General features: G+C 70.1%; 11 protein-coding genes. 5 read left to right on the forward strand and 6 right to left on the reverse strand.

Going from position 1 to position 13227, the window contains the following annotated elements; translation table 11 throughout:
• The 5 genes from AC2VOK_RS14935 to AC2VOK_RS14955 all read right to left on the reverse strand — a co-directional run.
• A partial coding sequence (locus tag AC2VOK_RS14935; RefSeq protein ID WP_428901182.1) for a flavin-containing monooxygenase occupies positions 1 to 1067 on the reverse strand: 1067 nt, incomplete at its 3' end.
• Positions 1068 to 1259: 192 nt separating this feature from the next.
• Positions 1260 to 2120, reverse strand: coding sequence for a cyclopropane mycolic acid synthase family methyltransferase (locus AC2VOK_RS14940; protein ID WP_428901183.1), 861 nt, complete (start codon positions 2118 to 2120; stop codon positions 1260 to 1262).
• 94 nt (positions 2121 to 2214) lie between these two features.
• Positions 2215 to 3132 carry an alpha/beta fold hydrolase gene (locus tag AC2VOK_RS14945; protein WP_428901184.1) on the reverse strand — a complete coding sequence of 306 codons (918 nt, stop codon included), beginning with the start codon at positions 3130 to 3132 and terminating at the stop codon, positions 2215 to 2217.
• A 52-nt stretch (positions 3133 to 3184) separates the two neighbouring features.
• A complete protein-coding gene (locus AC2VOK_RS14950) occupies positions 3185 to 4531 on the reverse strand; it encodes an ABC1 kinase family protein (protein ID WP_428901185.1) in 1347 nt (448 codons plus the stop codon).
• A 63-nt stretch (positions 4532 to 4594) separates the two neighbouring features.
• Positions 4595 to 5167, reverse strand: a complete 573-nt coding sequence (locus tag AC2VOK_RS14955; protein WP_428901192.1) for a DinB family protein — start codon at positions 5165 to 5167, stop codon at positions 4595 to 4597.
• Positions 5168 to 5217: 50 nt separating this feature from the next.
• Here AC2VOK_RS14955 and AC2VOK_RS14960 point away from each other — a divergent pair, with 50 nt between their 5' ends.
• The 5 genes from AC2VOK_RS14960 (at position 5218) to rplL (ending at position 12349) form a co-directional block, all read left to right on the forward strand.
• Entirely contained in the window at positions 5218 to 9390 is a 4173-nt protein-coding gene (locus AC2VOK_RS14960) for a glycoside hydrolase family 38 N-terminal domain-containing protein (RefSeq protein WP_428901186.1), read from the forward strand.
• Positions 9387 to 10004 (forward strand): DUF7158 domain-containing protein, encoded by a 618-nt coding sequence (locus AC2VOK_RS14965; protein WP_428901187.1) that lies wholly within the window; start codon positions 9387 to 9389, stop codon positions 10002 to 10004. Before AC2VOK_RS14960 ends, AC2VOK_RS14965 begins: the two co-directional genes overlap by 4 nt.
• Positions 10005 to 10009: 5 nt before the next feature.
• A complete protein-coding gene (locus AC2VOK_RS14970; protein WP_428901188.1) occupies positions 10010 to 10945 on the forward strand; it encodes an ROK family protein in 936 nt (311 codons plus the stop codon).
• Positions 10946 to 11317: 372 nt separating this feature from the next.
• The gene (gene rplJ, locus AC2VOK_RS14975; protein WP_428901189.1) at positions 11318 to 11923 is read left to right on the forward strand and encodes a 50S ribosomal protein L10; all 606 of its coding nucleotides are present in this window, start codon (positions 11318 to 11320) and stop codon (positions 11921 to 11923) included.
• A 33-nt stretch (positions 11924 to 11956) separates the two neighbouring features.
• A complete protein-coding gene (gene rplL / locus AC2VOK_RS14980; RefSeq protein WP_428901190.1) occupies positions 11957 to 12349 on the forward strand; it encodes a 50S ribosomal protein L7/L12 in 393 nt (130 codons plus the stop codon).
• Positions 12350 to 12399: 50 nt separating this feature from the next.
• Here rplL and AC2VOK_RS14985 read toward each other — a convergent pair whose 3' ends face one another.
• Complete coding sequence (locus AC2VOK_RS14985) at positions 12400 to 13104, reverse strand: TetR/AcrR family transcriptional regulator (protein ID WP_428901191.1); 705 nt, start codon at positions 13102 to 13104, stop codon at positions 12400 to 12402.
• Positions 13105 to 13227 lie beyond the last annotated feature (123 nt).

Here is a 13227-nt window from a genome sequence, read left to right on the forward strand (position 1 = left end):
CGCCCGATCACCTCGAACGCCGGGAAATTGGCGTCCCAGAGGTCGAAACCGGTGGCCAGCACCAACGTGTCGATGACGGTCTTGTGCCCGTCGGCGGTGACGATACCGTCGGGCTCGATCCGCTCGATGCGGTTGGTCTCCAGGTGCACGTGCGGCTTGGCGAAGGTGCGGTAATAGCTGTTGGACCAGGTGGGGCGTTTGCAGCCGAAGTCGTAATCGGGTGTCAGCTTGCGGCGCAACTGCTTGTCGCGGATCGCGATGAAGCGGTTGATCTTGGAGAGATCCGAGGCGGCGATGCTCAGCCGCCGCAAACCGCGGTAATGCAGCGCGCCGTCGAGTATCACGTCGAAAACGGTGTCGGTCACCTGCCGGAGGACTCGCTGCACGAAGGGTATCCGGGCGAATACCCGTTGCAGCCAGGCCGGGATCGCGAAGTCGATCTTGGGCACCACATGGATCGCGGTGCGCTGGTAGACGGTGAGCTCGGAGACCCGCTCGGCCAGTTCGGGAATCAACTGCACGGCAGTCGCCCCGGTTCCGATCATCGCGACGCGCCGTTCCCCGAAGTCGTGGCTGTGATCCCACGCCGTGGTGTGGACGATCTTCCCGGCGAAACTTTCGATACCGGGAATCTGCGGTGTGCGCGGCTGTGACAGGAAGCCGGTCGCGGTGATCAGAAAGCGTGTCGTCAGGGTTTCGCCGCCGGCCAGCGTCACCCGCCACACATGAGCGTCTTCGTCCCAGCGCGCACTTTCGACCGTCGTGTCGAACCGCATGTGGCGGCGCACGTCGTATTTGTCGGCGACGTCGTGGGCATAGTGCCTCAGCTCGTCGCCGGGAGGGAACAGGCGAGACCAGTACGGGTTGGGCTCGAACCAGTACGAGTAGGTGGTGCCCGGAACATCGACGGCAAGCCCCGGATATCGGTTGACGTACCAGGTGCCGCCGAGGTCGTCTTCGCGGTCGAGAATGGCAATGTTGTCGTATCCGAGCCGTTTGAGCTGGATCGCGGCGCCGATGCCGCCGAAACCGGCGCCAACGATGACGACGTCGAAAAGGTGGTCCATGCTGCGAGGCCGTTCTTTCGTGAAAATCAATTCGTGACGCTGCGGCCCATATCCGGGCGCGGGTATTCGCTACGCGGCAAAAGTGTATCGGCAAACCTGCCGCTCGCCGCGCAGGTGACGGGAGGCATGAGGTTGAGGTGCGTCACTGTTCGGGGTGTCGGGCGGCCGATCGGGCGGTGACGCACGTGCTGGCTATTTCGTCAGCGTGTACTGCGCGACGTTGGAGATGCCCTTGCGGAACAGGCCCGCGCAGCCGGTGAGATAGCGCATGAAGCGGTCGTAGACCTCTTCGGACTGGATGGCGATGGCGCGGTCGCGGTTGGCCTCGAGGTTGGCCGCCCACATGTCGAGGGTCCGGGTGTAATGGGGCTGCAGGTATTGGACCTGCTCGAGGGAGAACCCGCTGTGGTGTGCGTTGTCGACGATGTCGGATTCGCCGCACATCTGGCCACCGGGAAAGATCTCCTTGCCGAGGAAGTGGAAGAAACGCAGATCCGTCATCGTGATCGGGATGCCGCGATCCTTCCATTCCGACTGCGGGTAGGTGAAGAGGCTGTGCATCAGCATCCGGCTGTCGTCGGGGAGCGTCTTGTAGGCCCAGTCCCAGAACACGGGCCAGCGCTCTTTCGTGAACGCGTCGAACGCCTCGAAGCTGATGATCCGATCCACGGGTTCGTCGAACTCCTCCCAACCCTGCAGCCGGGCCTCGGCCCGCCGGGTCGTCGGGATGGCGTCGAGCCTGGCTTTGGTGCGCGCGTAGTGGTTTCGGCTGAGCGTGATCCCGATGACGTCGACGTCGTATTTCTCGAGGGCTCGGACCACGGCCCCGCCCCAGCCGCATCCGACGTCGAGCAGCGTCATCCCCGGCTCGAGCTTCAGCTTGTCCAGCCCCAGGTCCAGCTTCGCCAGCTGCGCCTCTTCCAGCGTCATGTCGTCGCGCTCGAAGTAGGCGCAGGTGTAGACCATGTTGGGGTCGAGGAACAACGCGAAGAAGTCGTCGGAGATGTCGTACGTCGCTTGCGACTCTTCGTAATGAGGTTTCAGGTCGCTCATTGTGATCAAGGATCCTTCCAACGCAGCGCTCGTGGCCCTTTCAGCGTTCCCCACGAAAATCGCTTTCAATCCGCAAAAGCCGGATCGACCGTCCTCAGTGGGTCTCGGCGAAATTGCTCGTCAGCACGTCGATCAGCTGATCCCACAATTGGTGAGGCAGGTCGTGGCCCATGCCTTCGAACAAGAATAGTCGAGCGCCACGCACGGCGCGCGCAACGGCGCGACCGCCGGAGGGGCGCATCAGTGTGTCGGCCCGGCCGTGGATCACCACGGTCGGGGCGGCGATGCGCCGGTTGTACCGCGAGAGGCTGCCGGTTCCCAGGATCGCGCTGAAGTGCCGGGCGAACCCTTGCGGGTGGTAGTTGCGGTCGTAGCCCTCGGCGGCCTCGGCGCGGACCTGCTCCTCGGCCGCGCGGTAGCGCGGGCTGCCGATGATGTTGGTGACGCGCACGGCGTTGTCGATGATCACCTCGCGCGGCGAGCCCGGCGGCGGTCCCTTGAGGAGCGCCAGCAACGCGCGCGGGGCCGGCGGCGGCAGGAACGGGCGGTTGTTGCTGGAGAACAGGATTCCCAGCGTCCTGGTCCGTTCGGGGTACCGCCCCGCGAAGACCTGGGCGATCATGCCGCCCATCGACGCGCCCACGACGTGGGCGTGCTCGATGCCGAGGTGATCGAGCACCGCGGCGGCGTCGCCGGCCATGTCCTCCAGCGTGTAGGCCGCGTTGCTGCCCAGACCGCACCAGAATCGCGCCAACCGGACCGGAAGCGGCTGCCCGGAGTCGCGATGCCCGGTCTTGCTGGACAGGCCGACGTCGCGGTTGTCGTAGCGGATGACCCGCAGCCCGTGCCCGACGAGTTTCTCGCAGAAGGCGCTCCGCCACAGCAGCAGCTGGGCGCCCAGCCCCATGATCAGCAGCACCGGCGGATGGGTGGTGTCGCCCATGTCCTCGTAGTAGAGCTTGAGGTCGCCGTCCGGAGTGGGCGAGACGGCGTACCCACTACGTATCTGCATGGACCCCTCAGGCATGGACCCCTCAGGCATGGACCCCTCAGGCATGGACCCCTCAGGCCTCGACATCGGAGGAGTGCTCGCGGCTGACCTCGACCATGAAGTTGGCGAAGTATCCCGTCAACTGCGGATCGGACATCATCTGCCATTTCGGCGCCAGCAACTTCATGTACCGCTCGACGTAGAGGAACTGCTTGCCGATCAGCACCAGCTCGCGCGGCAGCTTGACGTCGTAGGCGTCGGCCAGCGCCGAGAGCTGCCGGCCGATGTCGGCGTACGACAGGTCGCCGAGGGTCTGCATGGTCAGCGGGGTGGCGAAGCGCTCCAGGTCCTTGGCGGCCTCGGCCTCCGGCTTCATGGTGCCCACGGCGCCCATCAGTACGACGATCTTGCCGGCCGCCGCGTGGTCCTTCTTCACCAGCAGCGCGTACACCAGCTCGCGCAACAGCCAGCGGGTGCGAGGGTCGATGCGGCCCATGATCCCGAAGTCGAAGAATACGATCCGGCCTTTGCCGTCGACACAGAGGTTGCCAGCGTGCAGGTCGCCGTGGAACAGCCCGTGCCTCAGCCCACCCTCGAACAGACTGAACAGCAGTGCCTTGACCAGCTCGGTCCCGTCGAATCCGGCCTTGTCGATGGCGGCGGCGTCGTCGATGCGGATGCCTCCCACCCGCTCCATCGTCAGCACCCGGTCGGAGGTGAAGTCCCAGTACACCTCGGGGACCCGGATGCCCTGACCCAGCGGCGAGGCGTGCAGGTGTGAGACCCAGGCCTCCATCGACTGAGCCTCCAGGCGGAAGTTCAGCTCTTCGGCCAGGTTGTCGGAGAAGTCGGCGACCACGTCCTGCGCGGAGAGCCGGCGGCCCAGCTTGGCCAGCTCGACGGCCTGGGCGAAGCGTTTGAGGATCTGCAGGTCGGCCGCCACCCGGCGGCGGATGCCCGGTCGCTGGATCTTGACGACGACATCCTCACCGGTGTGCAGGGTCGCGTAGTGCACCTGCGCGATGGATGCCGACGCGAACGGCTCCTCCTCGAAGGTGGCGAACAGCTCGGCGGGCTCATGGCCGAGTTCCTCGACGAAGAGCTTGTGCACCTGCGTGCTGTCGGCGGGGGGCACCCGGTCCAGGAGGCCCCGGAACTCCCGCGACAGCGATTCGCCGAACGCGCCGGGGCTGGACGCGATGATCTGCCCGAACTTCACGTATGTCGGGCCCAGGTCGGCGAAGGTCTGCGGGAGCTGCGTGATCACCTTCTGCTGCCACGGCCCCCGGCCCGGCAGCGTGGTGAGGACACGGGCGGCGGCGCGGGTGACTTGCCAGCCGGTGGCGGCTACGCGGGCCGCTTCGGCCGGCAGCGGCACCCGGTCGAGCCTGGCGACCTCTTTGTGCTTGGTGGAGCTCATTCCAGCAGTCTGCCAAACCGGCGGTGTCACGTCCCAATCTTGACGCGGCGGCCGCTCACCGCCTCAGGGCTTCGACCACGGCGTGACCCAGCCCTGGATCTCCCAACCCTCCCGCGCGGCGATCAGCTCGTACATGGTGGCCCCGTCGATGGTTTCGCGAACGATGTCGGCGTGCCCGGCGTGCCGGGCCAGCTCGTTGATCACATGCAGGATCACCCAGCGCACCGTCCAGGCCTGCTGGTCCTTGGGGAACCACGGGATGTCCCGCGGGACGGGCACGGCGGCGTCGAGGTCCGCGGTCTCGACCAGCCGCAGCGACGTCTCGTTCTGCGCTTCGAATGCGTCCTGCAGATCGGCCAGTGTCTCGTCGGGCCGCATCACGTGCTGGTCGGCGAACTCCGCCGCGATCTCCTGGAACGGCCGGGTGTCCTTCGGCGGCGCCCCGGGCGCGGCGGCGGCGCGGGCCATCCAGCTGCGCTGCATGCCGGTGGCGTGCTTGACCAGCCCGCCGATCGACAGGGCGCTGACCGACGGTGTGGACCGGGCCTGCTCGTCGGTGAGGCCGTGGGACACGGCGAAGTAGGCGCTCTGGTGGAAAGCCATGAATTCGCGCAGGGCGCTTCGTTCGTCGGCCACCGGCGGGGCGAGTGCGGGCATGGGTCGATCCTTCCCCGTAAGGTGCGGGCATGCAGGTGGTTTCGGCCGATGCGACCGAATTGTTCGTCGGGCCCCCGGACGCGCCGCTGCAGTTGGTGCGGGTCGGTGTCTCGGGATGCAGGGAGGCGACGCCGGTCCGCATCGACGGCGACGGGCTGGCCGGGGAAGCCGTCGCCGAGGCCGGCCGGCACAGCGTCGAGGTCCCGGTCGCGGTGCGCCGGCCCGCCGTCGGCGAGCGACGGTCCGCGCGGGTGCATGCCGGCAACGGGGTCACGCCGTTCGACTTCGTCACGGCCGAGCCCGGCTGGACGATGTTCATGGTCAGCCACTTCCACTACGACCCGGTCTGGTGGAACACCCAGGGCGCCTACACCAGCGAGTGGACCGAGCACCCGCCCGGGCGGGCGCGGCAGGCCAACGGCTTCGCGCTGGTCCACGCCCACCTGGAGATGGCCCGCCGCGACCCCGACTACACGTTCGTGCTGGCCGAGGTGGACTACCTCAAGCCGTACTGGGACACGCGCCCCGAGGACCGCGCCGACCTGCGCCGGCTGTTGGCCGAGGGCCGCATCGAGGTGATGGGCGGCACCTACAACGAACCCAACACCAACCTCACCAGCCCGGAGACGACGATCCGCAACCTGGTGCACGGCATGGGCTTTCAGCGCACTGTCCTGGGCGCCGACCCGGCCACCGCGTGGCAGCTCGACGTGTTCGGCCACGACCCGCAGTTTCCCGGACTGGCCGCCGACGCCGGCCTGACGTCGAGTTCGTGGGCGCGCGGTCCGCACCACCAGTGGGGCCCGGGCCGGGGCGGGGACGAAGCCGGCGGCGTGGACCGCATGCAGTTCAGCAGCGAATTCGAGTGGATCTCCCCGTCCGGTCGCGGCCTGCTCACCCACTACATGCCCGCGCATTATTCGGCGGGCTGGTGGATGGACTCCTCGGCCACGCTCGCCGAGGCCGAGGACGCCACCTACGCGCTGTTCGCACAACTCAAGCGGGTCGCTTTGACCCGCAACGTGCTGCTGCCCGTCGGCACCGATTACACGCCGCCGAACACGTGGGTCACCGCGATCCACCGGGACTGGGCCGCCCGCTACACCTGGCCGCGTTTCGTGTGCGCGTTGCCGCGGCAGTTCTTCGCCGCGGTGCGCGCCGAACTGGCCGGGCGCGGGTGTGCGCCCTCGCCGCAGACCCGCGACATGAACCCGATCTACACCGGCAAGGACGTGTCCTACATCGACACCAAACAGGCCAACCGGGCCGCCGAGAACGCGGTGTTGGAGGCCGAGCGCTTCGCCGTCTTCGCCGCGCTGATGACCGGCGCCGAATATCCCCAGGCCGCGCTGTCCAAGGCGTGGGTGCAGCTGGCCTACGGGGCGCACCACGACGCGATCACCGGTTCGGAGTCCGACCAGGTCTATCTGGACCTGTTGACCGGGTGGCGCGACGCGTGGGAACTGGGCCGCGCGGCCCGCGACAACTCGCTGACGTTGCTCTCCGAGGCGGTGGCCGGGGACGTGACCGTGTGGAACCCGCTGGCCCGGCGGCGCACCGACGTCGTCACTGCCCGGCTCGAACCCGGCGCCGGGCCGGGGGTGCGGGTGGTCGACGCCGACGGTGCCGAGGTGCCCGCCCTCGTCGAGCACGGCGGCCGGTCGGTCACCTGGCTGGCCCGCGACGTGCCGTCGCTGGGCTGGTGCGCCTACCGTCTGATCCCCGCGGAGGCACCCACCGGCTGGGCGCCGGTGCCCGGATGCGAGATCGCCAACGAGCACTACCGGCTGGCGGTCGACCCGGCGCGCGGCGGGGGCGTGGCGGCGCTGTGGCACGGGGCGCGGCAGCTGATCGCCGACGACCGGGTGGGCAACGAGCTGGCCGTTTACGAGGAGTACCCGTCGCACCCGACGCAGGGCGAGGGGCCCTGGCACCTGCTGCCCAAGGGGCCGGTGGTGGGTTCGGCGGATTTCCCCGCGCGGGTGCAGGCCTACCGCGGCCCGCTCGGTCAGCGGCTGGTCGTCCAAGGCCGCGTCGGCGTGCTGCTGCGCTACACCCAGACCGTGACGCTGTGGCGCGGCGTGGCGCGGGTGGACTGCCGCACCACCGTCGAGGATTTCACCTGCGCCGACCGCCTGGTGCGCCTGCGCTGGCCGTGCCCGGTGCCCGGTGCCATGCCGGTCAGTGAGGTGGGGGACGCCGTCATCGGGCGGGGTTTCGCCCTGCTGCACGACGGCGAGCGCTCGGTGGACACCGCACAGCATCTGTGGACCCTGGACAACCCGGCCTACGGCTGGTTCGGGCTGTCGTCCACGGCCCGGGTGCGCGTCGGGGACGACGCCCGGGCGGTGTCGGTGGCCGAGGTGGTGTCACCGGACGAGACGGTCTCCGGACCGCTGGCGCGCGAGCTGATGGTGGCGCTGGTCCGCGCCGGTGTCACGGCCACCTGCAGCGGCGCCGGCAAGCCGCGCTACGGCCACCTCGACGTCGACTCCAACCTGCCCGACGTGCGGATCGCGCTGGGCGGGCCGACCGGCAACGTTTTCACCGAAGCCGTTCTCGCGCAAGCTGACCCGTTGTACGCGCGCGAACTCGGCCGGCAACTGGCCGCGACCGGCCGGGCCAGGGTGTGGGTGCCGGCAGCGGCCCCGCTGGCGGCGGTCTGGGTGCCCGGCGCCGACCTGCGCCCGCCGCGGGCGTTGCCCGTACTGGTGATCGCCGGCCGCGACGAGGAAAACCTGCGCGCCGAGATCGCGGCGGTGGCCGAGGACCTCGCCGACGCCGAGGTATGCGTGACGCAGCGGGCGCCGTCGGGGATGGGTCCCTGCGAAGACCGCACGGTCGCGCTGCTCAACCGCGGGGTGCCCAGCTTCGCCGTCGATGCCGGCGGCACGCTGCACACCGCGCTGCTGCGGTCCTGCACCGGCTGGCCGTCGGGCGTCTGGATCGACGAGCCGCGCCGCACCGCCCCCGACGGCTCGAACTTCCAGCTTCAGCACTGGACGCACAACTTTGACTATGCGCTGGCCTGCGGCGACGGTGACTGGCGGCGCGCCGGGATCCCGGCGCGCAGCGCGGAGTTCACCCACCCGTTGCACGCCGTCGTCGTCCCCGGCCGGCACCCGCCGCTGCCGCCGGTCGGGTCGCTGATGCACGCCGAGCCCGCCGACGCGGTCGCGGTGGCGGCTCTCAAGGCGGCGGGCAACCCGCTGGCGGCCGGCAGCGCCCGGCCGGTCGACCCCGGCGCGGTGGCGCTGCGGTTGGTGCAGACGACGGGGGCGCCGACCCGCGTGGTGCTGGGCTCGTCGACCGCCGCGATCACCGGCCTGCGCGACGCCGACCTGCTTGAACAGGCGGGCGAGCCCATCGACGCGGTACACCTGCACGGCTATCAGGTGGCCACCGTGCTGGCAAGGCTGCAAACACCGAGGGCGACGACGGAATCCGTCGAGCTGGCGCCGCAGGCCGAGGCAGCCCAGCCGCTCTACGCGCGCTACTGGCTGCACAACCGGGGGCCGGCGCCGCTCGGTGGGTTGCCCGCGGTCGCCCACCTGCACCCCGCGCGCGTGTCCGCCGAACCCGGCACCGAGGTGGTGTTGCGGCTGACCGCGGCCAGTGACTGCAGCGACTCCGCGCTGGGCGGCGCGGTGAGGATGGTGTGCCCGGACGGCTGGTCGGCCACCCCGGGCTCGCTGCCGGTGGCGCTGGACCCCGGCGGGCACCGGGAAGCCGACGTGACGGTGGCAATCCCGGCCGACGCACGACCCGGGCTCTATCCCGTCCGCGCGCAGCTGCGCCTGGGCGGCGGCGAAATCCCCGCCGCGTGGTGCCAGGTGGTCGAGGATGTGTGCGTGGTGGCGGTGGGCGGCGACGTCGATCCCGGCGGACTGGCCTACTTCGTCGAGGGGCCCGTCGACGTCACGCTGCGCGCCGGCGACGCGGCCCGGCTGGCCGCCCGGGTCGGTACGCACGCCCGGGCCGACGTGGCGCTGGAGGCGCATCTGATCAGCCCGTGGGGCACCTGGGAGTGGATGGGCCCGGCCGCGCGCGGCGCGGTGCTGCCCGCCGGCGGCACGGTCGAGCTGGGCTTCGAGGTGACCCCGCCGGCGTGGTTGGAGCCGGGCCGCTGGTGGGCCCTGGTCCGGGTGGGCTGTGCCGGGCGGCTGGTCTACTCGCCCGCAGTGCAGGTGACCGTGACATGAGCAGCCATCCGGTCGCCACCGTCGCGGGCACGCCCGTCACGCTCGCCGAGGTCGACGCGGCCGAGGCGCGGTTGCGTGGCGGTCCGCTGGCGGCGGCGCTGCCCGCGGCCGGCACCGGGGAGGGACGCCAACTGCGGCGCTGGCTGACCCAGCTGATCGTCACCGAGCGGGTGGTCGCCGCCGAGGCGGCCGCGCGCGGGCTCGACGCGGGCAGCGGCCCGACCGAGGCCGAGCTGCTGCCCGACGCCACGGCCCGCCTCGAGATCGGCAGCGTCGCCGCCGCGGTGCTGGCCGATCCGCGCGCCCGGGCGCTGTTCGCCGCGGTCACCGGCGGGGTCGCGGTGACCGACGACGATGTCGCCGCCTACCACCTGCGTAATCCGCTCCGGTTCGCCGCGCCGGCTCCCGCCCGGCACGGCTGGCGGGCCCCGCGGCGGTCCGCGCCGCCGCTGGCGCAGGTGCGGTGCGCGATAAACGAGCATCTGCTGGGCGCCGCGTGGCGCCGCGCCTTCCGGATCTGGCTGGACGAACGGCGGGCGGCGCTGGTCCGGCTGGGCCCCGGGTACGAGCATCCCGGGGATCCGCGCCAACCCGACAACACCCACCGGCATTGAGCGCCATGTACACCCTCTGCCTGGACATCGGGGGCACCAAGATCGCCGCCGGACTGGCCGATGCCACCGGCGCGCTGGTGCACACCGCGGTGCGCCCCACCCCCACCGACGGTGTCGCCGAAGGCGTGTGGGGCGCCGTCGCCGCGGCGATCGCCGACGTGCAGCGCGTGGCCGACGCTCCCGTCGGCGCCGTCGGCATCGCGTCGGCCGGCCCCGTCGACCTGGACCGCGGAACCGTCAGCCCCATCAACATCACGTGCTGGGAGCGGTTCCCGCTACGCGACAGGGTCGCGGCCCTGCTGCCCGGAATCCCTGGCGCGCGGGTGCGGTTGGGCGGCGACGGCATCTGCATGGCCCTGGGCGAGCACTGGCGGGGTGCGGGGCGTGGCGCGCGTTTCATGCTGGGCATGGTGGTTTCCACCGGCGTGGGCGGCGGACTGGTGCTCGGCGGCATGCCCTACGTCGGACGCACCGGTAATGCCGGACACGTCGGCCACGTGGTGGTCGAACAGCACGGGCGGTCCTGCACGTGCGGCGGCCACGGCTGCGTCGAGACCGTGGCGTCAGGACCCTCGATGGTGCGCTGGGCGCGGACACACGGCTGGCCCGCGCCGCCCGGTACCGGCGCGCGGGGCCTCGCCGCCGCGGCAGCGGCCGGGGACCCGGTGGCGCAGCGGGCATTTCGCAGGGGCGCCACCGCACTGGCTGCGGTCATCGCCTCGGTGGCCGCGGTGTGCGACCTGGACCTCGTCGTCGTCGGGGGAGGGGTCGCGAGGTCGGGTCCCCTGCTGTTCGACCCGTTGCGTGCGGCGCTGGCCGACTACACCGGGCTGGAGTTCCTGGCCCGCCTGCGGGTGGTGCCCGCGGAGCTGGGTGGGGAGGCCGGCCTGGTCGGCGCTGCCAGGCTCGCCACGCTGGAACGGCCCTACGCCGCGGGGTGAGTTTCGTTGTGAACTCAGGGCGGCGGCCCTCGGCGTGTCGCCGCCCTGGCTTCACTCTCGACGCCCTGGCTTCACTCTCGACGCCCTGAACGCTCACCCGGCCTTCGTGGGCGCGGATCGGCTCGGCCCATCGCGCCCGTTTTGGCCGACAGCGGGTGATCGGGCTATCCTGATGGCCGATCCACCGAAGACCGTCGGTCACCGAGAAATCGGTCGAAGGCCCGGGAGCATCCCGGCGGCCCGCGCAGGGGGGACGAGGCATCATCGCCGGCGATCGCCGGTGCACACGTGACGCCCCGGCCGCTGCTGCGCCGGGGCGTTCGTCGTTCTTCTGGTGGATCACCAGGGACACGATCACACCAGGAGGTATGCATGGCCAGGGCTGACAAGGCCACCGCCGTTGCAGACATCGTCGAGCACTTCAAGGGCTCGACAGCTACCCTGATCACCGAATACCGCGGTTTGACGGTGGCCAACCTGGCCGAGCTGCGCCGGTCGCTGGGCGCGTCGAGCACCTATTCGGTCGCGAAGAACACGCTGATCAAGAGGGCTGCGTCGGAGGCTGGGATCGAGGGTCTCGACGAGCTCTTCGTAGGCCCGACGGCTATCGCGTTCGTCACCGGCGAACCCGTCGACGCCGCCAAGGCCATCAAGACTTTCGCCAAGGAACACAAGGCGTTGGTCATCAAGGGCGGCTACATGGACGGCCGCGCGCTGACGGTCGCCGAAGTCGAGCGCATCGCCGATCTCGAGTCCCGCGAGGTGTTGCTGGCCAAGCTGGCCGGCGCCATGAAGGGCAACCTCGCCAAGGCGGCCGGACTGTTCAACGCGCCGGCCTCGCAGATCGCCCGGCTCGCGGCGGCGCTGCAGGAGAAGAAGGCCTCGCAGTCGGCTGCCGAGCCGGCTGCGGCACCGGCGTCACCATCAGCTTCGGAAGCCCCCACGGAATCTTCTGAGGCCCCGGCCGAAGCCGAATAAACCCCCAAACCGAAACCAGGAAGGACCCGCACCATGGCAAAGATGTCCAGCGACGAACTGCTCGACGCGTTCAAGGAAATGACCCTGTTGGAACTGTCGGACTTCGTCAAGAAGTTCGAGGAGACCTTCGAGGTCACCGCGGCCGCCCCGGTCGCCGTCGCCGCGGCAGGCCCGGCCGGCGGTGGTGCGCCCGCCGAAGCCGCCGAGGAGCAGACCGAGTTCGACGTCATCCTCGAGGGTGCCGGCGAGAAGAAGATCGGCGTGATCAAGGTCGTCCGCGAGATCGTCTCCGGTCTGGGCCTCAAGGAGGCCAAGGACCTGGTCGACGCCGCGCCCAAGCCGCTGCTGGAGAAGGTCGCCAAGGAGGCCGCCGACGAGGCCAAAGCCAAGCTCGAGGCCGCCGGCGCCACCGTCACCGTCAAGTAAGTCACCGCGCGAAAACCCCCGGAACCGCATGTTCCGGGGGTTTCGTGTGCTCAGGCACCCATCGCGGACCGTTGCGAGCGCTCCACCCTCTCGGGTGAATCCCCTAGCGCCACAAGCAGTTTTGATCTCATCGAGTCAAGCACCAGCGTGACGGCGGCGCCGTCGTCACCGTAGAAGCCGCCCAGTTCGAGAAGTACGAACCCGTGTAACAAGGCCCAGAACTGGGCTGCCGTGGCAACGACTGCCTCATCATCGGCCGCCGAGCCGAACGTGATCCGGCCCGCCCGCATGGACCGCTGCACCCCGCGCACCAGATGCGCGAAGCTCGGAATGTGCTGTTCGACCTGGGCGACCGTCAAGCTCAACACGTTGCCCGCCGGCGCGTTGATGCCGTGGGCGCTGGTGCTGCCGAACATCAGCCGATAAAGATGCGGTCGCCCGATGGCGAAGCGCCGGTATGCCGCGCCGAGGGCAAGCAAGTCGGTGACCGGGTCGTCGGTCTCCGGCGACGACAGCGCGGCATCCAACTGCCGAAAACCCTCCTCGGCGACCGCGGCGATGAGCCCGTGCATCCCGCCGAAATGCGTGTACACCGCCATCGTCGAGGTGCCCGCAGCGCCGGCGACCTTACGGGTCTGCAGCGCATCGGGCCCGTTCTCGTCGAGTAGGCCGACGGCGGCGAGCAGCATCTCCCCGCGAACATCGCGAACGCTGTGCTGCCGCGTCGACATCGTCTCCGAAGCCATCCTTGTCATCGTCCCACTCGGAGCGTACGGTCCCTATAACGCCGAAATAACAATGTTATAGGAGATCGGCCATGACGTCCCCCCAGACCGCTTCCGCCCGGACCTCCGAACGCAACACCTACCTCGAGGGTT

Source organism: Mycobacterium sp. TH-M116, assembly GCF_057473685.1.